This window comes from Acinetobacter sichuanensis (assembly GCF_003024515.2).
In the GTDB taxonomy this organism is placed as follows: Bacteria; Pseudomonadota; Gammaproteobacteria; order Pseudomonadales; family Moraxellaceae; genus Acinetobacter; species Acinetobacter sichuanensis.
Genome location: NZ_PYIX02000050.1, coordinates 1 through 23,002, shown reverse-complemented (window position 1 = coordinate 23,002; position 23,002 = coordinate 1). Strand labels below are relative to the sequence as shown.

24 protein-coding genes are annotated in these 23,002 nt (G+C 35.2%); 12 read left to right on the top strand and 12 right to left on the bottom strand.

Going from position 1 to position 23,002, the window contains the following annotated elements:
- Nucleotides 1–262: 262 nt before the first annotated feature.
- Both C9E89_RS19300 and C9E89_RS19295 read right to left on the bottom strand, forming a co-directional pair.
- Nucleotides 263–826 (bottom strand): peptidylprolyl isomerase, encoded by a 564-nt coding sequence (locus C9E89_RS19300; protein ID WP_107009831.1) that lies wholly within the window; start codon nucleotides 824–826, stop codon nucleotides 263–265.
- A gap of 221 nt (nucleotides 827–1,047) precedes the next feature.
- Entirely contained in the window at nucleotides 1,048–2,115 is a 1,068-nt protein-coding gene (locus tag C9E89_RS19295) for an alpha/beta hydrolase (RefSeq protein WP_107009832.1), read from the bottom strand.
- 202 nt (nucleotides 2,116–2,317) lie between these two features.
- Between C9E89_RS19295 and C9E89_RS19290 the strand changes: the two genes are divergently transcribed.
- A complete protein-coding gene (locus C9E89_RS19290; protein ID WP_107009833.1) occupies nucleotides 2,318–2,776 on the top strand; it encodes a hypothetical protein in 459 nt (152 codons plus the stop codon).
- Between the two features lie 133 nt (nucleotides 2,777–2,909).
- Here the strand turns inward: C9E89_RS19290 and C9E89_RS19285 are convergent, their stop codons facing one another.
- Nucleotides 2,910–3,176 (bottom strand): molybdenum ABC transporter substrate-binding protein, encoded by a 267-nt coding sequence (locus C9E89_RS19285; RefSeq protein ID WP_107009834.1) that lies wholly within the window; start codon nucleotides 3,174–3,176, stop codon nucleotides 2,910–2,912.
- Between the two features lie 736 nt (nucleotides 3,177–3,912).
- Between C9E89_RS19285 and grpE the strand changes: the two genes are divergently transcribed.
- The 5 genes from grpE to C9E89_RS19260 all read left to right on the top strand — a co-directional run bounded on the left by grpE (nucleotide 3,913) and on the right by C9E89_RS19260 (nucleotide 8,839).
- Complete coding sequence (gene grpE, locus C9E89_RS19280; RefSeq protein ID WP_107009835.1) at nucleotides 3,913–4,449, top strand: nucleotide exchange factor GrpE; 537 nt, start codon at nucleotides 3,913–3,915, stop codon at nucleotides 4,447–4,449.
- 119 nt (nucleotides 4,450–4,568) lie between these two features.
- Nucleotides 4,569–6,512: a molecular chaperone DnaK gene (dnaK, locus tag C9E89_RS19275; RefSeq protein WP_107009836.1), complete on the top strand. Its 1,944-nt coding sequence runs from the start codon at nucleotides 4,569–4,571 to the stop codon at nucleotides 6,510–6,512.
- A gap of 393 nt (nucleotides 6,513–6,905) precedes the next feature.
- Nucleotides 6,906–7,334, top strand: coding sequence for a hypothetical protein (locus tag C9E89_RS19270; protein WP_228199076.1), 429 nt, complete (start codon nucleotides 6,906–6,908; stop codon nucleotides 7,332–7,334).
- A 97-nt stretch (nucleotides 7,335–7,431) separates the two neighbouring features.
- On the top strand, nucleotides 7,432–8,346 hold the full coding sequence (locus tag C9E89_RS19265) for a matrixin family metalloprotease (RefSeq protein WP_107009838.1): 915 nt from the start codon (nucleotides 7,432–7,434) through the stop codon (nucleotides 8,344–8,346).
- 82 nt (nucleotides 8,347–8,428) lie between these two features.
- Nucleotides 8,429–8,839 carry a hypothetical protein gene (locus C9E89_RS19260; protein ID WP_107009839.1) on the top strand — a complete coding sequence of 137 codons (411 nt, stop codon included), beginning with the start codon at nucleotides 8,429–8,431 and terminating at the stop codon, nucleotides 8,837–8,839.
- Nucleotides 8,840–8,920: 81 nt separating this feature from the next.
- Here C9E89_RS19260 and C9E89_RS19255 read toward each other — a convergent pair whose 3' ends face one another.
- The 4 genes from C9E89_RS19255 to C9E89_RS19240 form a co-directional block, all read right to left on the bottom strand.
- Nucleotides 8,921–10,216: a lytic murein transglycosylase gene (locus tag C9E89_RS19255; protein WP_107009840.1), complete on the bottom strand. Its 1,296-nt coding sequence runs from the start codon at nucleotides 10,214–10,216 to the stop codon at nucleotides 8,921–8,923.
- Between the two features lie 473 nt (nucleotides 10,217–10,689).
- Nucleotides 10,690–11,811, bottom strand: a complete 1,122-nt coding sequence (locus C9E89_RS19250) for a 5-(carboxyamino)imidazole ribonucleotide synthase (protein WP_107009841.1) — start codon at nucleotides 11,809–11,811, stop codon at nucleotides 10,690–10,692.
- A gap of 15 nt (nucleotides 11,812–11,826) precedes the next feature.
- A complete protein-coding gene (purE, locus tag C9E89_RS19245) occupies nucleotides 11,827–12,339 on the bottom strand; it encodes a 5-(carboxyamino)imidazole ribonucleotide mutase (protein WP_107009842.1) in 513 nt (170 codons plus the stop codon).
- Nucleotides 12,340–12,509: 170 nt separating this feature from the next.
- Entirely contained in the window at nucleotides 12,510–12,851 is a 342-nt protein-coding gene (locus tag C9E89_RS19240; protein WP_107009843.1) for a DMT family protein, read from the bottom strand.
- Between the two features lie 88 nt (nucleotides 12,852–12,939).
- Here C9E89_RS19240 and C9E89_RS19235 point away from each other — a divergent pair, with 88 nt between their 5' ends.
- Both C9E89_RS19235 and mpl read left to right on the top strand, forming a co-directional pair.
- On the top strand, nucleotides 12,940–13,500 hold the full coding sequence (locus C9E89_RS19235) for a hypothetical protein (protein ID WP_213069653.1): 561 nt from the start codon (nucleotides 12,940–12,942) through the stop codon (nucleotides 13,498–13,500).
- A gap of 156 nt (nucleotides 13,501–13,656) precedes the next feature.
- Nucleotides 13,657–15,024 (top strand): UDP-N-acetylmuramate:L-alanyl-gamma-D-glutamyl-meso-diaminopimelate ligase, encoded by a 1,368-nt coding sequence (gene mpl, locus C9E89_RS19230; protein WP_107009844.1) that lies wholly within the window; start codon nucleotides 13,657–13,659, stop codon nucleotides 15,022–15,024.
- A 90-nt stretch (nucleotides 15,025–15,114) separates the two neighbouring features.
- On the opposite strand, the gene C9E89_RS19225 is transcribed toward mpl, so the two are convergent.
- The 4 genes from C9E89_RS19225 to C9E89_RS19205 all read right to left on the bottom strand — a co-directional run bounded on the left by C9E89_RS19225 (nucleotide 15,115) and on the right by C9E89_RS19205 (nucleotide 17,839).
- Entirely contained in the window at nucleotides 15,115–15,612 is a 498-nt protein-coding gene (locus C9E89_RS19225) for a BLUF domain-containing protein (RefSeq protein WP_228199075.1), read from the bottom strand.
- A 569-nt stretch (nucleotides 15,613–16,181) separates the two neighbouring features.
- Nucleotides 16,182–16,466 (bottom strand): GNAT family N-acetyltransferase, encoded by a 285-nt coding sequence (locus C9E89_RS19215; protein ID WP_107009847.1) that lies wholly within the window; start codon nucleotides 16,464–16,466, stop codon nucleotides 16,182–16,184.
- 83 nt (nucleotides 16,467–16,549) lie between these two features.
- On the bottom strand, nucleotides 16,550–16,837 hold the full coding sequence (locus C9E89_RS19210) for a GNAT family N-acetyltransferase (protein WP_107009848.1): 288 nt from the start codon (nucleotides 16,835–16,837) through the stop codon (nucleotides 16,550–16,552).
- A 69-nt stretch (nucleotides 16,838–16,906) separates the two neighbouring features.
- Entirely contained in the window at nucleotides 16,907–17,839 is a 933-nt protein-coding gene (locus C9E89_RS19205) for an AEC family transporter (RefSeq protein ID WP_107009849.1), read from the bottom strand.
- Nucleotides 17,840–18,055: 216 nt separating this feature from the next.
- Here C9E89_RS19205 and C9E89_RS19200 point away from each other — a divergent pair, with 216 nt between their 5' ends.
- Both C9E89_RS19200 and C9E89_RS19195 read left to right on the top strand, forming a co-directional pair.
- Nucleotides 18,056–19,264 (top strand): sugar transporter, encoded by a 1,209-nt coding sequence (locus tag C9E89_RS19200; RefSeq protein WP_107009850.1) that lies wholly within the window; start codon nucleotides 18,056–18,058, stop codon nucleotides 19,262–19,264.
- A 299-nt stretch (nucleotides 19,265–19,563) separates the two neighbouring features.
- Nucleotides 19,564–20,526, top strand: a complete 963-nt coding sequence (locus C9E89_RS19195) for a TerC family protein (RefSeq protein WP_107009851.1) — start codon at nucleotides 19,564–19,566, stop codon at nucleotides 20,524–20,526.
- Between the two features lie 47 nt (nucleotides 20,527–20,573).
- Here the strand turns inward: C9E89_RS19195 and C9E89_RS19190 are convergent, their stop codons facing one another.
- The gene (locus C9E89_RS19190; protein WP_228199074.1) at nucleotides 20,574–21,161 is read right to left on the bottom strand and encodes a nucleotidyltransferase family protein; all 588 of its coding nucleotides are present in this window, start codon (nucleotides 21,159–21,161) and stop codon (nucleotides 20,574–20,576) included.
- Between the two features lie 159 nt (nucleotides 21,162–21,320).
- On the opposite strand from C9E89_RS19190, the gene C9E89_RS19180 reads away from it, so the two are divergent.
- Together C9E89_RS19180 and C9E89_RS19175 are read left to right on the top strand one after the other, a co-directional pair.
- On the top strand, nucleotides 21,321–21,677 hold the full coding sequence (locus tag C9E89_RS19180; protein WP_107009853.1) for a hypothetical protein: 357 nt from the start codon (nucleotides 21,321–21,323) through the stop codon (nucleotides 21,675–21,677).
- Nucleotides 21,678–21,689: 12 nt separating this feature from the next.
- A complete protein-coding gene (locus tag C9E89_RS19175; RefSeq protein WP_107009854.1) occupies nucleotides 21,690–22,850 on the top strand; it encodes a glutathionylspermidine synthase family protein in 1,161 nt (386 codons plus the stop codon).
- Nucleotides 22,851–23,002 lie beyond the last annotated feature (152 nt).

The following is a 23,002-nucleotide window of genomic DNA, read 5'->3' as shown; positions in this document are numbered from 1 at the left end:
TAATTTAACACTTCGTCAGTGCTAAATAAACGCAAAAAACATTCAACAACCTAACCCTGTAAGCTAAGTTTGTTTGCTGTATCGCGTCGGGATGAGCACAGTATAGGGGTTTTTAAAAAGCTTGCAAGCACTTTTAAGCATCTGTTTTATCGAGTGTTGTTTTTTTACGCACCAAAGTAGAGCATTTTTTAACAATTTTAAGTGTAAACTCATAATTATAAAGCAAAAATATGAATAAAATATTTCTGCTTTATTTTTTCAATTATTTATTTGGAGCAACTTTATAACTTATGTTGATAATTTTAATAGGCTGTTTAGGAACATTTTGATGCATGCCGTAATTTTCTGTTGGCACATTCACAATTTTATCAACTACATCCATTCCTTTTGTTACTTTGCCAAAAACCGCATATCCAGAGTTACCAGCTGACTTATTAAGAAAGTCATTATTTGCAACATTAATAAAGAATTGGCTTGTCGCTGAGTCAGGGTGATTGGTTCTTGCCATTGCAAGTGTGCCACGATCATTCTTCAAACCATTTCCTGATTCATTTTTAATTGCAGCCTGAGTTGACTTTTCAATCATTTTTTCATTCATCCCACCACCTTGAATCATAAAACCCGGAATGACACGATGAAAAATAGTGCCATTATAAAAATTACTTTTTACATAGTTTTTAAAGTTTGCAACTGATAATGGTGCTTTATCATCATAGAGTTCGATTTCTATTGTTCCAAAGTTTGTTTTTATTTGCATATCTGTATTTGCATAAGTTTGTTGAGCAAGTAGTAATACGCCTAAACTAAGTCCAATTTCCTTAATCATTGCATTGATCCTGAATCATTGATAAAAAAATATTTTAGTGTGCTTTTATAGAATGAAAATGAGTATTCAGTAAAACATCTATTTTTTATTTTTAATAAAAAAATTTTACTCACAGTAAAACTTAGACATAAGCTTTGAGTTGAATACTTTTAGGTCTGCTCATCATTTTTAGCACAAGTCTTCGTTTGTTATAAAAGATGACTTGTGCCCAGATTTCAATTTTATTGTTTATCCCAAAATTTACGGAACTCTTTGCTCATTTCGATCAAGTTCTTTTTGGCTTTTCGAGAGACAGGTGTCAAATTAATAAAGCCATGCGTCTGGTCTTCATACTCATGATAATTCACTTTAACGCCTGCTTGACGTAATTTGTAGGCGTATATTTTCCCTTCGTCATGTAAAATATCATGACCTGCTGTAATTAAAAATGTAGGTGCTATTTTTTTCAACTGACCATAAGTCGGTGAAATTATTGCGTCATCTAAATGAATATTAAATTTTGTCACATAATAATCTGTCACATAATCTACGTCTGAACCCGTTAAAACTAAACCATCTTTATATGCAAAGAATGAAGGATGTCGACTCTTAAAATCCACTACAGGATAAATTAACAATTGAGCTTGAGGTGCATAAGAGGTATTTACAGTTCTTTGTGCAATCACTGTGCTTATATTTCCTCCAGCACTATCTCCTGCAACTGCAATTCTATTTTTTAAAATTTTAAATTGGCGACGATTTTGATAGACCCAAGCTAAAGCATCTTCACAAGACTGAATAAGTTCACGTGGTCCAGCTTCGGGTGCAAGGGGATATTCGACACTTAATACTTGTGCTTTTGCATAAGTTGCAATGAGTCGACAAACTTCATCATGGGTGTCAACACTTCCAACAACAAAACCACCACCATGATAAAACACAATCATAGGTAATTTTTTACTTGGTGCAGGATGGTAATGACGCGCATAAATACTGCCACTTTGTAATGGTAAACGAATATCCTCAACAGATTGTACATAGGTTGGTTTGTTGATAATGGACTGCATCTGTACTTCGAATTGTTTACGCGAATATTCTACATTTGCACCAATAAAACCCATTTTTCCTTGTTTGAATTGGGCAGCCATCATGCATTTAGTAAAGCTGTCTAATTGTGGATACTGATAAGGATAGCCTAATAGTTTGACCAGTGATTCTTGTGCAAATTTAGGTAAACGATCCAAAGAACGAGCTGCAGGACCTTGTGCCTTTTCTATTAATTCTTGGATGTTTTTGTTAAAAGCGACCATAGTTCGTCCTTCTGCTTACTTGATTCTTCATATTTTCTACACGATCAGGCTTTAGCTGACTATATTCGTATAGAAGTCTAGCAATCTATATACAAATATAAAACTTAGATACGCTAATCTGACCTGATAGGACTTGTCATTAGCTTTTTAGCTTTAAATCTAACTTTTTTATGCTATTCATTATTCCATTAAGGAGGTCATTATGGCGATTAAAGCAATTATTATGTCTTTAGCTACCGCTTTATTGGCTGTGGGTTGTGTTGCTTTTCCTGAAGATGGCTCATATCGCCAAGGCGGCTATCAATATGGCGCTTATGATCGTGATCGTGGCTATGATCATAACTCAGATCGTAATCGCTGGGAACGAGAACGTGCTTATCGTTTACAACAAGCCCGACTTGAGCAAGAGCGTCAACGCCGTTATGACTGGGAACGCAGAGAAAGACAAGAGCGCTCTGAACGAGTACGTCGACAAAGAGCAGATTATCGTATTCAACAGCTTCCTCAACATACATGGGATTATCGTCAGCAACAAAAACCTGTGATTCCAAATCGTGCCGAAAATAATAAGAAAGATCAGCAGTGGGATCGTCGTGAACAACGTCGGGACAATGACCGTAAACGAGATCGTCGTGGGCAAAACAATCAAGACAGAGACTAATTTTCATTACAAAATGAGTTCTCCGTTTTTAAACATCAAAAGTAAAATTTAAATCATCTCAATTTTTCGTTGTATATAAAAATAGACAGGAATAGCATCCAATTTCCCTGTCTATTTTTGTATTTAAACCTTGTTATTGTGCTGCTGGTTGTTCAACAACATCTGTTTCAGGATTCACTTGTACAGGCTCTGCTTGTTGCAGTGTTGGATCGGATTGTACAGCGACACCTGTTTGTGAAGAATGATCTAGGGTTGAAGCTTGTGCAGAGTTTTCTTCAACTTGAGAACTTTGCTGAGTTGCAGCCGTCTCTGGTGTGCTCGTAGATTCAGTGGATGTACATCCAACAGCAGCGAAAGATACACCAGTTAATAATAGTGAAATTAAACCTAACTTTTTCATTAAAAAATACTTCCTTTTTAAACATTATAAACTTCACAAAGCGACGTCTTCTTTGTGTTGCCTATCATTCCTGATATTTTTCTGTACTGCGTGTGCTCTTGGTTAGACTTTTAAGCCAATCAGGTAACCACGTGTTGCGGTTTTATTAATAACTCAAACACAGCAAAAACCTGACACAAATTTAAATCAAATATTTGATTTAATTTATAAATTTAAAATTTTATCTCAATTTAAAATGATAGTTTTTTCATTTTTGAGTTATATATTGCAATATAAAACAAGATTAGTTTTACATTGTAAGTTGTCATTTTAGGCAAAAAAAAGCTTACCCAATGAGTTTGGATAAGCTACGAAAAGGAATTTTAACAATTAAAAAGAAACTACAGCATGATAATCTGATCAAAAATCATACATAACTATTCACTCAATTAAAAATACATATTTCCTATAAGATGATACATTTTGACGATTAATCTATTTCTATAACTTTCATGTACATTTTATAGCAATAAAACAATCATCAACACATAAAACCTCACCAACACAAGCAAAATAGTGTATTTAGCTAGAAGGAAATAGAAATATTATCTATAGAGGACTTGAATTTTATTGGCTTGCCCATACCTTTTAACTATTCATGAATTAAACAATCATGGCAGTTCAGTATTAACGCAGTTAGCGCTGACGCCAAAAAGGACTGTACATGTTTAAGAACCCATTTAAACGGAGTAAATCAATGGCGACTGAGCAAAACCAAGACGCTCAAGATCTTCAACAAGAGCAAGCAGAACAGCAAACTCAAGCTGAAAATGAGCAAGCTGAAGTTGCGGTTGAAGATTTACAAGCACAAATCACAAATTTAGAAGAAAGTTTAAAGCTCGAAAAAGCACGTACTGCCAACGCAGTTTATGAAGCTCAAAAAAGCGTAGAACGTATTCAACGTGAATCTGAAAAGCATAAAGAGACTGTGCTAGAAAAATTTGCCAAAGAGTTATTAGAGTCTGTTGATAACCTTGAACGTGCAATTCAAGCTGCTGGTGAAGAAAATGCAATTGTTGAAGGGGTAAAACTTACTCTGAAATCATTGCTCACTACACTTGAGAAGTTTGGTGTTGTCGAAGCTGATACAGCAAACGGCTTTAATGCAGACTTCCATCAAGCTGTAGGTATTGATCCAAATGCCAAAGCCAATGAAATTGGTGTAGTGCTACAAAAAGGTTATACCTTAAATGGTCGTTTGCTCCGCCCTGCAATGGTTATGGTCGGTCAATAAATCTAAAAAATTCGAGAGTTTTTTAAATTTTTTCTAAAAATGAACTTGAAAATTTTTGAATGGCTCTCATATCGGATAACAAGCGAAAACATTGTAAAAAAATTTAGAGGAACACATTAATGGCTAAAATTATCGGTATTGACTTAGGTACTACAAACTCATGTGTTGCTGTACTTGAAGGCGATAAAGTTAAAGTAATTGAAAATGCTGAAGGCACACGTACAACACCTTCAATCGTTGCTTATAAAGATGGCGAAACTTTAGTAGGTCAATCTGCTAAGCGTCAAGCAGTAACGAATCCTAAAAATACATTATATGCAATCAAACGTTTAATCGGTCGTAAATACCAAGATCAAGCAGTACAAAAAGACATCGGTCTTGTACCATACAAAATTGTTAAAGCAGACAATGGCGATGCTTGGGTTGAAGTAAACGACAAGAAACTTGCACCACAACAAGTTTCAGCTGAAATCTTGAAAAAGATGAAAAAAACTGCTGAAGACTATCTTGGTGAAACAGTAACAGAAGCTGTTATTACAGTTCCTGCGTATTTCAACGATGCACAACGTCAAGCAACTAAAGATGCAGGTAAAATTGCAGGCTTAGAAGTTAAACGTATCATCAACGAACCAACTGCTGCGGCACTTGCATTTGGTATGGACAAAAAAGAAGGCGACCGTAAAATCGCTGTATACGATCTTGGTGGTGGTACTTTTGACGTATCTATCATTGAAATTGCTGACTTAGATGGCGACCAACAAATCGAAGTATTGTCTACAAATGGTGATACATTCCTTGGTGGTGAAGACTTTGATAATGCATTAATCGACTATTTAGTTGAAGAGTTCAAAAAAGAACAAAACTTCAACTTGAAACAAGATCCACTTGCACTTCAACGTTTAAAAGAAGCAGCTGAAAAAGCAAAAATTGAGCTTTCTTCATCGAACTCAACTGAAATTAACCTTCCATACATCACGGCTGATGCAACAGGTCCTAAACACTTAGTGATCAATGTTACACGTGCAAAACTTGAAGGTTTGGTTGCTGACTTGGTTGCGCGTACCATTGAGCCTTGTAAAATTGCGCTTAAAGATGCTGGTCTTTCAACAAGTGACATCTCTGACGTGATCTTGGTTGGTGGTCAGTCTCGTATGCCACTTGTTCAACAACAAGTACAAGACTTCTTTGGTAAAGAGCCACGTAAAGACGTAAACCCTGATGAAGCTGTAGCAATTGGTGCTGCGATTCAAGGTGCTGTATTGTCTGGTGATAAAACTGACGTACTTTTACTTGACGTTACACCATTGACGCTTGGTATTGAAACAATGGGCGGCGTGTTAACTGCAATCATTGAGAAAAACACCACGATTCCTGCGAAGAAATCTCAAGTATTCTCAACTGCTGCGGACAACCAGCCTGCTGTAGACATTTCAGTGTTCCAAGGTGAACGTAAAATGGCTCAACAAAACAAATTGTTGGGTAACTTCCAATTAGGCGATATTCCACCTGCGCCACGTGGTGTGCCACAAATTGAAGTATCGTTCGACATCAACGCTGATGGTATCTTGAAAGTATCTGCAAAAGACAAGAGTACTGGTAAAGAACAGTCAATTCAGATTAAAGCAAACTCTGGTTTGAGCGATGCTGAAATCGAAGCAATGATCAAAGATGCTGAAGCGAATGCTGAAGAAGATCGTAAGTTCGAAGAGCTTGCAAAAGCACGTAACGAAGCTGATGCTTTAGTTTCATCTTCACAAAAAGCAGTGAAAGATTTGGGTGACCAAGTGACTGCTGATGAAAAATCTGCGATTGAAACTGCTGTTTCTGAGCTAGAAGCTGTTGCAAAAGAAAACGATCTTGATGATATCAAAGCAAAAACTGAAGCGCTTCAAAACATCATTATGCCGATCACGCAACGTGCGTATGAAGCTGCTCAAGGTCAAGGCGGAGCTCAAGGTTTCGATCCGAATCAATTTGGTGGTGATGCTGGTCAACAACAGCAGAAAGCAGACGATGGCGTTGTAGATGCTGAGTTCACTGAAGTTAAAGATGACAAAAAATAATTTGTCGCTTTAGCACAAAAGCCGTTCAAATCATTGAACGGCTTTTTTATTGGGTTTATACTCAAAAAAATATTAAAAGAAATTTAAAAAAATGAACAATAAATTAAAATACGACATGTATATAAACGGTTTATTTAAAGTTATTTTGATAATTTTACTCATTCAATTACTTTTTTTCTTTGAAATAACATCACATTTCATTCAATCTTATTTTTTAATTCATGAAGATTTAATCTTCATTTTATTTAATCTACTATGGTTATTTCTGGCAATTGATTATAAATAAAAGCACAAATAATTTTGTATTTATTATCATAAAAATGATTTAAAGCAATAAATGATTCAGTAGTTTTTTTATGCTGTGATTTATTCTATATTGATCAAGATCATAAAATGAGAATGACAAGAATGCAAAAATCACCTGTTATCACTGTACCTATATTTTACAGCCTCATTGCTGCACAGTTTATTTTACCGATTATTGCAGTTTTGATTGATGTACTCAATCCACAACCTGAACTGGCATTACTGGATAAAACTCTCATCATTGAGCCTCAAAACTTAGAATTTTTTATTATCTGTGCTGCATTTATTTTAGTTTGTATTATTACATTTGGCTTATTTTTGCGTAAGCATTGGGCTAGAAAAGCCTATTTATATACTTTTTTTCCTGCTTTTTTGTTGTATTTTTTACCTTCTATGCATTGGATTTACATGAGCAGTTTTGCTGCTATTTTTAATGATTTAGCTTTTGTTTGTTCAGGAATTTTACTTACCATATTAGCGACACCAATATTATATGAGCCATTATTTAAAGAATAATGACTCATTTTGACTCATCATATATTTTTCTGGTAGGGCTTGTGAATTTTTAAATTTCAGCTAAATTATTTATATTCCAACTCTTATATATAAAAAAATGCGCTTTTGGTTAATTATTTTCGTTATTCTTTTTACCAGTTATTTTGCAATACAACGTCATTTACATCCTCAACTGAATCATAATTCTATAATTGACCGAATTTCACACCCCTTAGACCATCGTTTGCGTTATCGAATTGGTGAAATTGACCCACGCTTTAACATCAGTCATGAGCAAGTCAAACTTTTAGCACAACAAGCGACTGAAATTTGGCATTTAGGTACAATGAAAAACTTATTTGTTTATGATCCTAATGCAAAATTAGCGATTCATTTGATTTATGATGAACGACAAATAGAATCTTCCGCTCGCAATCAAGCACTGAATATTTTAGAAAATACCCAACAAGATCAAAATATTAAAAGAGAAAAAATTGAAAAAATACGTGCAGAACTAGACCAATCTAATCGAGAGATAGACATATATAAAGTAAATTATGAAACTAAAATGAGTCAATATAACCAATTTGTCAGTCGTATTTATCAATCCAATCAAGGCGTAACGCCATCTATACACGCACAATTGGAACAACTCAAAAATCAATTACAAGCTGATCGAGTGAACCTAAACCAAAAACTTGCTTTACATAATCAAAAAGTAAATCAACTTAACCAACAAGTAGATGCATTAAACTCAAATACTCAACAATTCAATCAATCTGTAGATCAATTTAATGCACGTTTTCAACCACGCCAATTTGATAAAGGCACATTCAGTGGTCAGAGTATTAATATTTATGAATTTCAATCTGATGCTGATTTAAGAGTCACTCTTGCTCATGAGTTTGGACATGCTTTAGGATTGCTACATAACTCCGATCCCAAAGCTTTAATGTATCCTGTGATGAAAGAGCAAGATTTACAAAATTTCCGTTTAACTTCTTCAGATTTAGCGATGTTAAATTCAAGATAAAAAGATTTTTTTATAAAATATTATGCTAATTTTAAATCCATATTTTTAATCAGTATTAATTTTATTTTTTAAAAATCATGCTATGGTAATCATTAGATATTTAAAGGAGATACCTGTGAGCTATTATCATATTATTCTAGAAGTAAATGATCATATCAGCACGATTGAACAGACTCGTGATATCGAAATTTTTGATATTACTGAACTTCAACCGTATCTCCATTCTATTTTATTACCCTATTTTAACGAGCAACTTATTGAACTTGAAGATGAAAATATCGAGTTCAATGACATTCTACACTTAGAAATTAAACAGACTTTGCTTCCAATTGAACATCTTATTGAAGAAGAACAAAAACAACTGCCAAGTGATACTGATGTCACGATTAGCGCTTATGAAATTTTCAATGATCGTGATCATACCCAAGATGTCACTGCTGTTATTTTAGATTTATTAGAGGCGGTTAAATTGGATTCTTCACCGATTGAGTAATGATGATTTATCGATATGATTTATTTATAAAAAGGTCTGTTTATACAGACCTTTTTTGATGTTGAAAATATGAATTATGAATTATTGCATCATACCTTTTGCTGCTTCATTTCTAAATGCTTTTAAAATTTGCTGTCCTGCTCGCCCAGTCGGATTTAGTCCTAATTTGCTTTGTTCCTGTTGAATCGCTTGGCGCGTTTTATCACCAATCAAACCATCAGCATCCCCAATTGCATAACCTTTTTTCAACAAAAAGTTTTGGATTTCACGACGTTCCGCACGAGATGTTCCTGCATCATTTGTTGGCCATGCTGTTTGGAAAGTTCCCTTACCTTGTAAACGATCTGACAAGTGTGCAATCGCTAAAGCATAACTTTCAGCCGCGTTATAACTATAAATCGCATCAAAGTTTTTAAACACTAAAAATGCTGGACCATTTTCACCTGCTGGCATCATCAACCCTGCTTGTGAACTTCCTGAAAGATTGCCTTGAATAATTGGCGTACCATCCACTCGAGTAAAACCACGATTTATCCATGAATTGAGGGATTTTTTATTGCGACGACTTTCACCACCAACGGAAGCACCATCTGGAATTTTAACTTCAAATCCCCAAGGCATACCTGTTTGCCAACCACGCTTTTTAAGAAAATTTGCAGTCGAAGCCAAAGCATCTGATGTGCTGGAAACGAGATCACGACGACCATCGCCATCAAAATCTACAGCCAATTCCTCATAAGTTGACGGCATAAATTGAGTATGACCAAATGCACCCGCCCATGATCCTTTGAGTTGATCTTCACGTAAATCACCACGTTGTAAAATTCTCATCGTTGCAAAAAATTCGCCTCGGAAATAACTTTGACGACGACCTTCACAACTTAAAGTACCTAAAGCTTGCAATAATGGATATTTACCTGAAATATTACCAAAATTACTTTCTACTCCCCAAACAGCAACCACTGTTTCTGCGGGTACACCATAAGCTGCTGCAACACGATTTAATACATCACGATGCTGTGCCAACATTTGGCGCCCTTGTTGCACACGTTCATCATCGACCAAACCAGATAAATAATCCCAAATTGGTGTTGAAAACTCAGGTTGATAATCTAATTTACTCAGAACAGAATAATCAGGTGTTAAATTTTGAGTATAACGGTCATACGTTGAACCACTCACACCTGATGCTGTTGCACTTGAGCGCAAATTTGCCAAACAACCTTGAAAATCACGTTGTGGTGTAAATGTTGAATTAGAAATTGTAGGTGTTGTTGAACTGACTGAAGATACAGGCTGACCATTAATCACAAGATCAGCATGTACATGCGTCATTGCTAATAAAGCAGTACCACATAAAAAATAAAAGCCACGCATACTATTCACAATATCATTGTCATTAAAATTATGTGTATAACATAACATTCTGTGGATAAATTTGTAGAAACAAAACGTAAATTTTAAATTCATTTTTCAATCAATTTAACTTTGCACAGAAAATTTAAATTTAAAAATTTTATCCACAAAATGCATTTAAATTTAAATCACTTTAAATTCAAATAAAAGAAATCGTTAAAATTTACAATAAAATATTAAATCACTGTTTTTATTATATTTTAAAATTTTATATTTTAAAAAATATATGGAAAAATTTAAATTCATAATACTTTTAAATTCATTTTTCTCGATTTAAATTTAAAACTATTTTTTAAATTTAAACTTGTAGATATTTCCAAAGACCAATCTTATCCACAAGGAAGTCTAAAAATAAAAGGGTGCATCATACAGAAATGAAAAAAATAAAAAAGCGGTCAATTTGATGACCGCTTTTTTAATATCCAATTTTGGACTTAAATATTTATATCTTCACTTAATGCCAGTGGATTTGGCAAAATCTTCGCTAACTGACGGCATAAAGTCGTCAATTCAGCACTGTCATTTGGCATTAAAGTGATGTGACCAATCTTACGACCTTCACGTTCAGTTTTGTTATAAAGGTGCAAATGTGCACCATTTAACGCTAAAACATCTTCAGATTTTGGATGCTGACCAATAATATTGATCATAACCGTTGGACGCACAATCTCAGTTGAACCTAAAGGTAAGCCAGCTACTGCACGGATGTGATTTTCAAACTGTGAACAGATTGCGCCTTCTATCGACCAATGCCCAGAGTTATGCACACGTGGTGCCATCTCATTGGCATATAAGCCTTTTTCAGTCACAAACAACTCAAGCGTGAGCACACCAACATAATTAAGATGATTTAATAAACGAGTGATGTAATCCTGTGCCACAGGTTGTAAATCTGCGCTGTTCGGTGCAGGTACAATCGAGTGTGACAAAATACCATTGTGATGATGATTTTCAGCCAAAGCCCAAGTTTTCACATCACCATTTTGACCACGTACTGCAATGATCGACACTTCACGTGAGAAAGTCACAAAACTTTCTGCAATAAGTTCACCCGCAGGACCTAGCTCTGCCCAAGCCTGATCAATTTGATCTGCTGAACGCAAAACAAACTGACCCTTACCATCATAACCACCACGAGAGGTTTTGAGCACAATCGGTAAACCCAGTTCGGCTACTGCTGATTGCAAACTTTCCAATGAGGTTACTGCTTTATACGGCGCAACTGGAATATCCAATTCATCAAACAAAGCTTTTTCTGACAAACGATGTTGTGCGATCGCTAAGGCTTGACGTGGTGGATGTAAATCTTTTTGCTTGGTCAATACATCAACATCAATCAATGGTGTATTTTCAAACTCAAGACTAAATACATCTGCACTGGCAATAAAGTCTTGTAAACCATTTTCAGCTTTAGTCGAAAAAACTTGACCCAATGCCGCAGAAGGGCAATCAATACTTGCTTCAAAGAAGGTACATTGAATATTGAGGGGTAATGCAGCTTGCGCCATCATACGCCCCAATTGACCACCACCAAAAATACCGATGGTTTTATCCATAATCTTTGTCCCGTTTTACGCTTGACCTGGAATATTTTTGCTTGCAACTTTATCGGTTTGCGTTGCACGGAAATCTGCAACATTTTTTGCAATTTCAGGGCGTGTTAAACCTAAAATTTGTGCTGCCATAATCGCTGCATTGGTGGCTCCCGCAGGACCAATCGCCAATGTACCCACAGCAATTCCCGCAGGCATTTGTACGATTGAAAGTAATGAATCTACACCATTTAAGATAGAAGATTTTACAGGTACGCCCAATACAGGAAGATCAGTTTTTGCTGCACACATGCCAGGTAAATGCGCCGCACCACCTGCACCTGCAATAATCACTTGAATACCGCGTTCACGAGCGGTTTCAGCATATTCAAACAAGCGATCTGGGGTACGATGAGCAGAAACAACTTCGGCTTCAAAAGGGACACCAAGCTGTTTGAGCATATTGGCAGTGTTTTCGAGAGTTGCCCAGTCTGATTGAGAACCCATGATAATTCCAACTAGAGGAGCGTCTTGTACAGCGGCCGCATTCATTGCAAATATTCCGTGACGAATGTAAGGAAGGATAAATCTTGGCGAATACCAAGCTTTAAATGAATTAGAAGCTCGCTATTATAGACTGATTTTTCAGCTCAATAAAATTTAAGCGATCATATCCGTCATTATTTTCAGTATTTTTTTGGAAAATAATTGGCTTTTTAGCTTTATTGACTTCTAAAGACAAAATATACACAGCCCATTAAGCATAAACCTGCCCACACATAATCCAGCTTAAATGGCTGTTTAAAGAGAAAAATCATAAAAGGAACAAAAACTAAGAGTGTGACTACCTCTTGAGTAATTTTCATTTGCCCAATTGCCCAGCCTTGTTGTGCTAAAAGTTTAGTCGCAGGAATCATTAAACTATATTCAAACAGGGCAATCACCCAACTGAATAAAATCGCCTGCCAAAGCGGCGCATCATGCGGTAAAAATTTTAAATGCCCATACCATGCAAGCGTCATAAAACAGTTAGCAAGAATCAACAATAAAAGAGGAATATACATAAAAGTACAGCCTAAAAATTTGGTGATATTTTTATATAAATTATCTAAAATTAGCCAGACAAAAATATAAATTAAAACTGAGAATTAAATGACCAATATCTTTCAAATGATCATTCATTTTTTTAAGCGCTTATTTGGTTCACGCCAATCTACCGTATCGAATGAAGAATTACCCGAAATTAATCTAGCATTTGCTGATTTGGCAAATATGCTTACTCATGAAAAAAATAATCCTGTTCCAAATTTAGAATTCTTTCATTCATTGAATATGGATTATTCCATAGAAAGTATTCAACATATTGATGAGTATTTACTTTCAATTCGTGAAGATGATCTTGAGACTGAGAGTAAAATTATTCCCATTGTACTCAGAACAGCTGCGTATGTTGGAGAATCCATTCGTAAAAATGATCAGTCAAAAAAATGGTATTGGATAGATTTTGAAACTGCAAAACAGCAAAAGCCTAATTTTTTGAATGGTATTGACCATTCTCTTGAATATGCAGCAATTTTAACTGATGGAAATATGATGTCCTTTCCATTAAACAAAGTCTTGAAATTTCTAAAAAATGGTGAAGAAGACAGTTTATATAGTTTTGCCTATTTCATCTTAAATTATGACGAGTCAAAAGTTGAAAATCAGGTTTGATTTGAATTCACTTTATTGACACAAGAAAAACTATCTTTTCCCTTAAACCCTTGCTATCGTTGCTTTCAAATCGAATCAACCTTTTAAGTTAAATTTATAATGACAACAGCACAACAACAAAGTGATGTGTCTATAAAAGCAGTGGAGTAAGAACGAATGCATCTGCATATTTTGGGTATTTGTGGCACTTTTATGGGTTCATTGGCACTGTTAGCACGTGACTTGGGACATCAGGTGACAGGTTCAGACGCAAACGTCTATCCACCCATGTCAACCCAACTTGAAAATGCAGGCATCACCTTGATGCAAGGCTATGACCGCAGTCATTTACAACCCCATCCTGACCTTGTGATCGTGGGCAATGCCATGAAGCGTGGTATTGATGCAGTAGAATATATGCTCAACGAAGGTCTACCGTATATCTCAGGTCCACAATTCCTTGCAGATCACGTATTACAAGGTAAGCACGTACTGGGTGTTGCAGGCACACATGGTAAAACCACAACCACAACTATGCTTGCTTGGGTACTTGATCAGGCAGGTTTAAACCCTGGTTTTTTAATCGGTGGTGTTCCTTTAGGTTTTAGTGAAAGCGCACGTTTAGGCGGTGGAAAATACTTCTGTGTAGAAGCCGATGAATACGATTCTGCATTCTTCGATAAACGTTCAAAGTTCGTGCATTACCATCCAAAAACTGCCATTTTAAATAATCTTGAATTTGACCATGCGGACATTTTTGATGACTTAGCCGCAATTCAAAAACAATTCCATCACTTAGTCCGTACCATTCCAAGTGAAGGTCGTATTATTGCGCCAATTACTGAAAGCAATATTAATGAAGTCTTGGAAATGGGCTGTTGGACACCTGTAGTACGTACCTCTTTAGATGCCAATGACGCTGCTGAAGTCTATGCAGAACAATTGTCTGCGGATGGTTCACATTTTAAAGTACTTCAGCACGGCGTTGTCAAAGGTGAAGTGAAATGGAACATGACAGGGCAACACAGTGTCGCCAATGCTTTGGCAACCATTGTCGCTGCTGAACATGTTGGCGTTTCGATTGAAACAGCTTGTGAAGCCTTGTCGAATTTTGGCGGTGTAAAACGCCGTATGGAACTGCTTGATACAGTGAACGGAATTGAAGTCTATGATGACTTTGCCCATCATCCAACTGCAATTGATACCACGCTTGAAGGCGCACGCAAACGTTTAGGCGAACGTAAACTGTGGGCGATCATTGAGCCACGTTCAAATACCATGCGTATGGGTTCACATAAAGATGGTTTGGCGCATTCTGCCCGTTTGGCAGATGAAGTAATTTGGTATCAACCTGAAGGTCTGGATTGGGATTTACAGCCTGTGATTGATGCTGCACCGAACAAAGCTGTGGTTGCTCGTACTTTAGATGACATTATCAACACCGTGATTGCTGAAGCAGGTGAGGGTGATGCGGTCGTGATCATGTCCAACGGTGGTTTTGGTGGATTACATCAAAAGCTCATTCATGCTTTGAAAAATAGATAGTATCTATCTAAAAATCTAGTTTTCAATAAAACCCTATAAGTTCGCTAGATCTTATAGGGTGTTTTTAAGTATTTTCTTTGATCAAAATATTTAAAAATAGTTTTGATATCCTCTATTTTGATAACCTATTGATGGTTTTATTGGTTTTTCTGTATTGGCTGTTTTCAATAAAATTTTTAAAAACTCATGAATATTTTCAGAATTCAAATGATGAGGTTCAAATTTATTTAGACCAATACTTTTAAAAAAATTGGCAATTTTGGTATTTGAATTTACATATTTCATTGACCACTGCTTAAATGTGATTTCACTAATTTCTTTGATCGCAAATTGTTGTACTTGATGATGTCTTTTATCTTGTTGGATCTTTTGAAATAAAGCTAATACATCCTCAACTTGCCCCTCTAAACACTGAAAAAATGAGCCATCGGCATAGTATAAAACACCAAATATTGAGTTTTCGGCATTAAAATTGCGCGCTGTAACCAGAATATCACTTAAATCAAGTAATAAATCATTTTCTCCTTCTACTCGAACACTGGCATAACATAACTGGATTAACATCTTTCTCTCTTTATTATCATTCATGCAACACCTCAAAATGTTTATTTTTTAAGCAAATGTAATTTTTTTCTCACATAAATTATCGTCTTCAATGACTCCCTTTTTCAAGTAAAATCATTGAAAATATTTATTATATTTTAAGTTTTGCCCTTAATGAACTCGATGATTAAGGGCTTTTTTTAAAGTGAGAATAAAAATGATTAAAAATTTAACCATCATCTTTGTGCTCGACATTTTTTATATTGGTATCATTTTATTTTTAAATAAAATTGGCATAAGCACTTTCGCTAATGTCGCAATCATGTCATTTATATTAGGTATATGTTGTTATTATCTGTTGAATGGTTGGTTATACAAAATACTCACATTTATCAGTATTTCTATTATTTTCATATTTTTACATGATTTATTTATGCTACAAGTTATGGCGAGTTGTTATTTTTTAGCCATTACATTATTTCAATTTAAATTAAATCGTTTATATAAGCTTCATATTCAATAAATAGAGCTCATTAACTGCATATTATTCATCATCACCTTTTTATAAATGAGATAAATAGATTTAAATCTCTAAAAATAAAAAGGTTCACTCTTTAAGCCGCAACATCTATAAAACTTTTTTCACGTCTAAACATCACTTCTACATAGGAACATGTCGGTACAATTTTAAGTTTCTTTTCACGAGCAAAATCAACCAATGTATCGAGCAACTGACGTGCCACACCTTGACCACGTAATGAATCATCTACCCAAGTATGGTTTGCAACAATTGTGTGTTCATCACGCCAAATATAACTAATCTCAGCAATACGTTGACCTTGTTCATTATTTAGAAAAAACTCACCATGATCTGGCTGATGAATATGCTGAAATTGCATCATTTATTCCTATGTTGCTTAAAAAGTTACAGTTGATCTCATATCACTTTAAACGAAGACCAACCGATGAAAACTCAAAAAAATTATGAGAATAAAATATCATGTATTGACTGATCTTTATCAAAAACTGATTTTGCAAATGGACACAGTGGAATGACGAAAATCTTTTTTTGACGTGCAAATTCAACTAAATTATCCAGTAATTTACGTCCTACACCTTCACCACGTAGTTCATCTTCAACCGTTGTATGATCAATAATAATTTTATCGTTTCCTGCCCATGTATATGTCATTTCAGCCAAATAATGACCTTCTTCACCAATATAAAATTTGCCATTTTTACCATCATCTTTATGTTTGATTTCTAACATTTTATAGCTCTTAAAAAATAATCTCTTTCCAACATGCCATAAAATTCAAATCATTTCTGTTTATTTTCTTTATGAATTAAACAACGTCAGTAAAACACTCAAACTGATAATGGATAAAATCGTAGACCATAAAATACTTTGTGAAATGGTTTTAGCATCTGTTTTATAGAGTTCTGCCAACATATAAGGACCTGTTCCTGTAGGCAAAGCACTTAAAATAATGGCGCTATGTGCCCAAGCAGTTGGCAACTTAAATACCACAATTGCAAAAAATGCAGTAATTAAAGGCTGTACGATCAGCTTTGTAACAACCAATGGAATAAAAGAACGAGTTTGTACACTGGTTTGCTTTTTTGCTAAAAATAAGCCTAATGAAATCAAAGCACAAGGAGATGTTGCAATAGCCAGCATATCCAATAAATGCATTAGAGGTGTTGCAATTTGATAACCTGTTGCTGCCCACATAAAACCTAATATCGGAGCAATCACAATAGGATTTTTGAGTAATGCCCAAAAAACATGTGTGATTGTTTGCACAACATTTCCAGTTTTTTGTAAGGCAAACTCAATGAATGTGACTGCAACAGCAAAGACTGCAACTACCACTACTAAAGTTGCAATCATGGCAGGTTTTAAACCAAATTCACCAAAAATCAATACACATAAAGGAATGCCAATATACCCTGTGTTGGCATAGGCAGCACTTAAGCCATCAATACTCGCGACAACCAAATGATGTTTCTGTGCTAAGCGCCAAAATAAAATAGCAAAAAAAACCAGTATGCATCCCAGTACATAGGAGATGACAAAACCAGTATTCCAAACTTCAGAAATATGTGAAGTTGCACAAATTTTAAAAAGTAATGCAGGTAAAAATATCCATACCACCGCTTTATTTAATTCAGAAGCAGCGTGTTCACCTAACTTTCCAGAAGCACGACTTAGATATCCTAAAAAAATAATCAAAAATATAGGCAGTACTATGGAAAAAATTTCTAGCATTGGTTGTATAACTCTTTCATACTTCTTGATTCATCTTATTTAGAATAAAAATATTTAGCCACAAAATAACGTGAATAAGACATTATAAATAGCGTGTTTCAATACTGATCTAATTTCTGACCTAATTTCTACTCTCATAAGTTGATCACGATTTTTAGCTTAACAAGTCGTTTTAATCAGCCTAAAATTTATTCCTAATTTTTCAAAGTTCTGATTATGTCATCATCTCCCCAACACTCATCAATGCAGTCTTCACCCAGTGAGAAACAGCAATGGATTAGTGTCATTAGTCTTGCCTTTGCTGCTTTTATTTTTAATACCACAGAATTTGTTCCCGTTGCTTTACTCAGTGATATTGGTCAAAGCTTTGCTATGCCTGTAACAGATGTCGGTATTATGATTACCTTATATGCATGGGTTGTTGCTCCAATTTCTCTTCCAATCATGCTATTAACTAAAAATATTGAACGACGTTTTTTATTGATTACATTATTTATTGTATTTGTGATCAGCCATGCCTTGTCCTATTTTGCATGGAGCTTTGATATTTTATTGCTCAGTCGTGTAGGCATTGCTTTTTCACATGCTTTATTTTGGTCAATTACTGCTTCTTTGGCTGTTCGCGTTGCTCCCAAAGGAAAAGAATTTCAAGCGCTTGGGTTGCTCGCAACAGGCACAGCACTAGCGATGGTTTTAGGTATTCCTTTTGGACGTATGATTGGGGAAGCTTATGGCTGGCGCAATACTTTTGGTTTAATCGCAATCGGGGCAACTTTAGTCTGTCTCATTCTTGCAAAAACCTTACCTCGCTTACCTAGCGTCAACTCAGGTTCACTCAGCAGTTTAAAACTATTTATACAACGTCCAGCATTGATGATGGTTTTTGCATTAACCATTATTGTCATCACTGCACAATTTACGGCTTATAGTTATATCGAACCTTTTGCCTTGAATATTGCAAATTTTAGTTCATCTCAAACCACGAGTTTATTATTAATTTATGGTGCAGCAGGTTTCTTTGGCTCTTATTTATTTGGCAAATTTGCAAAAAAATATCCAAAATTTCCTATTCCCCTGAGTAGTGCTATCTTGGCAGTTTCAATGTTATTGCTGATTCCGCTTTCTTCAAATTTTACCAGTTTCAGTATTTTGAGCTTATTTTGGGGAATGGCTATTATTTGCTTTAGTTTAGCGCAGCAAGCCAAAACTTTAAATTTAGCTTCAGATGCAACCGATGTTGCGATGGCTATTTATTCAGGACTCTATAATGTCGGGATTGGTGGCGGTGCATTATTAGGAGGTATCGTCACAACACATTATGGGCTAAATAATATTGGAATTATTGGTGGTGTTCTTGCTGTGATTGGGACAATTTTGGCAGTGATTTTGGTACAACGTCAGGATTTTAATGTGCATAAAAACTAGACAAAAAGTTTGCACATTTTGCAGAAATATGCGATTCTGTTAACACATTAAGAAATGAAATCTATACAGTTCATTTCTTTACACAGTTTAGTTTGAACAAGGGGAGTAGCCTCCCAATCAGAATATCGTCATTACGCATTTTTATTTGTCTAAATAAAAAAGCCGGTATCTGAGCGTTATATCTTTAAATAAAGTTATAACGTAGGCAAGACCTTGATCATGTTGATACAGATGTTTAATCATCTGGCAACAGGTCAAGGTCTTTTTTTATGCCTGATTGCCAGATTTGGAGAATTTTTATGGAATCCATCGGCAATCCTTGGCTGTATCTCGCATTCTTTGCCATTGTAGCAATCATGTTACTCATCGACTTTCTTGGCTTTAAACAAAAAGAAGGGCAAGAAGTTAAAATTAAAACCGCAGCGTACTGGAGTATTGCTTGGGTCAGTATCGCTGCTTTATTTGGTGGTGGTTTATGGCTTTATTTACAACAAACAGTTGGTGTAAATATTGCGAATGCAAAAACTATGGAATATTTCGCAGGTTATTTACTCGAAAAATCACTTGCTATTGATAATGTTTTTGTTTGGTTAATGATCTTTGCGGCTTTCGCTATTCCACCTGCATTGCAACGTAAAATCTTACTGTATGGTGTCTTAGGCGCAATCGTATTACGCACTATTTTTATCTTTATTGGTGCTTGGTTCGTTCAAGAGTTTTCTTGGATTCTCTATATCTTTGGCGCATTTCTGGTCTATACAGGTTTTAAATTATTAAAAGGACAAGATGAAGAAGATGCCAATATTGAAGATATGGCGATTTTAAAATGGTTACGCAAACATATGCGCATCACGCCACAACTTGAAGGCACAAAATTCTTTGTCCGTCAAAATGGTCTGTTATGGGCGACACCATTATTCCTTGTTTTAATTTTAGTTGAAGCTTCAGATGTTATTTTTGCAGTTGATTCTATTCCTGCAATCTTTGCTGTTACAACAGATCCATTTATTGTATTAACTGCAAACTTAATGGCAATTTTAGGTTTACGCGCAATGTTCTTTTTGTTGGCAGGCGCAGCATCAAAAATGCATTATTTACCGTATGGTTTGGGTATTATTTTAGTCTTTATCGGCTTTAAAATGTTGATGCTCGATGTTTTCCATATGCCAATTTGGATTTCTCTCGGTTTTATTGTCATTGTCTTAACCATTACAGCTTGGTTATCGATCCGACATAATAAAAAACAAGAGTTAAATACTTAATCTCTGTTGATAAAAGCCTTTCTTAATGGGAAGGCTTTTTTATCTATCTATACTTTTGATACAAGCTTTAAGTTTTTCCATCGCACTAAAAACTGCTTTGAAACTACACGGTGCATAAATACTGCATGACTCACTAAACGGTCATTCCAACGTATTTTTAACTCAAATAGATCAGATAAACCAAATGGTGCAATGACATCAAGCTCATTATCTTTTGTTAAACGAACTGCAATGGCTGTCGCTGTTTCAGGCCATGTCTTTAATGCATCAAGCAATGAAAGATAAGGAGAAATTGTATCTCCTATTTCTGTTTTATACCATGTATGTACAAAAGCTTGATTTACAACATCCCACGTATTTTTAGGAAATTCTTCCATCATTTTTTGATAAATTTGATGACTCATTTCATGTTCTTTTTCATTTGCATCAAAAAAGATCACATCAATTTCACCACTCTCGATGGAATAATTTTGCTGATGTAAAACCGACCAAACTAAGTTACGAATAACACCTGCACAAAGATAGGCATCAGCATGAATACTTTGTAAATAACATAAGCGTTGCATCAATGTAGATTCATTGAAAATAATTTCTTTGAGTCTTTCATAAAAATTTTGATCAGCTAAAAGAAACAATGAAGATCGTCCTATGTCATTTAAAAGTTTTTTTTGTTGAAAAGAGTCACTGTACAATCAAGATACATCACCATATTATACAGCGCATAAAAACCTGTTTTAATTTTTATCCTGTTAAAAAGCAAATAGATAAAAATATTGAAAAATGCAAGGCAAATCATGCGTTCAAAAAAAATTAGTTTAGTGGTTGTTCCTTTATTATTAAGTGCTTGTAGCGACAACAAAACGCTCAAACAAGATGTATATGATAATCAATTTGACTGTACGCTTGATTGGAATTATCAGCTATGTGACAAAGAGCTAAATCACGATGAATCAGGTGCGCTTTATATACGTTATATTGGTCCACAATATTATGCCAATAATCGTGAAGTAAAATATAAAGGACGTGTCGTTGCTGCATATTCACAAAGAAGCTCAAGACAGCCTTTGGTTTCAAAAGTTGTCAAAAAATTTGCCAAATCTCAACCCATACGCGGTGGTTTTGGTCGCGGAGGTGGCTCATTTGGAGGCTAATGACAACATATTATGAAAAGAAAATTATTTACACCACGACCAAATTGGCAACAAGAACACGAAAATATTGGCTTTGATTATTATAATTTACCTTCTTTAGATGGCTCAATTTATTGGTCTGAAGGCGTTGCGTATGAATTCACGCTAAAACAAATTGAAGCTCTTGAAGATGCAGCAAATGAACTGCATCAAATGTGTATCCAAATTGTGGCGGAAATGATTCAAAAGGGCAATTATCCTGATTATTTTCAAATTCCTCAAAACGCGATTGCACTGATTGAACATTCTTGGCGTCACAATACAGCGATGTTGTACGGGCGTTTTGACTTTGCTTATGATGGTCGCCAAATCAAAATGCTTGAATATAATGCCGACACACCAACAGGTTTACTTGAGGCTTCAGTAGCGCAGTGGCATTGGCTTGAACAAGTTGAAAATATCCCAAATCGTGATCAATTCAATAGCATTCATGAAGATCTGATAAAACGTTGGAAAACTATTTTTCCACCCACTTCACACCTGCATTTTGCAGCGTGCCAAGAAGCGGGGCGTGAAGATTGGGGAAATCTTGAATACTTGATGGATACAGCTTTCCAAGCAGGTTTAAATGTTTCAGAACTCTCGATGGAAAATATTGGTTGGGATGGGCAAAATCTCGTCGATTTAAATAATCAACACATTGAAAATTTATTCAAACTTTATCCTTGGGAATGGATTTGGGAAGAAAATTTTGCTCAATATGTCACACCAAATACCACTTGGGTTGAACCTTGTTGGAAAATGTTGCTATCAAATAAAGCCATTTTGGTGGAACTTTGGAAAAAATTTCCTCATCATCCTTTATTACTTGAATCTTATGCATTTAACAAAGATTTAAAACTTCAAGGTAAATGGGTCAAAAAACCTATTTTGGCACGAGAAGGCGCAAATATTCGTGTCGTTCAGGATAATGTCGACCAAGGTGCAGCATCGGGAAGTTTCTATTTTGATGATTATGATAAATATGGTTATATCGCACAGAAATGGGTAAATACGCCATTATTTGATAAGAAATTACCCACTTTAGGTTTATGGATGGTTGGGCATACCTGTGCAGGTATGTCGATCCGTGAAGATGAGTTTGATATCATTGGCAATGATGCACATTTTGCAGCGCATTATTTTGTGGAGTAAATGCAATTCTGACTCAATATAATGACTACTCTAAAGCATTCCATACACGATAAATCTAATAAAAAACCGATATCAAACTATCGGTTTTTTATTCACTAATGTTACGCAGTAACTCTAAAATTAAACTTTGGAGCTAGAAAAATGTGGATACG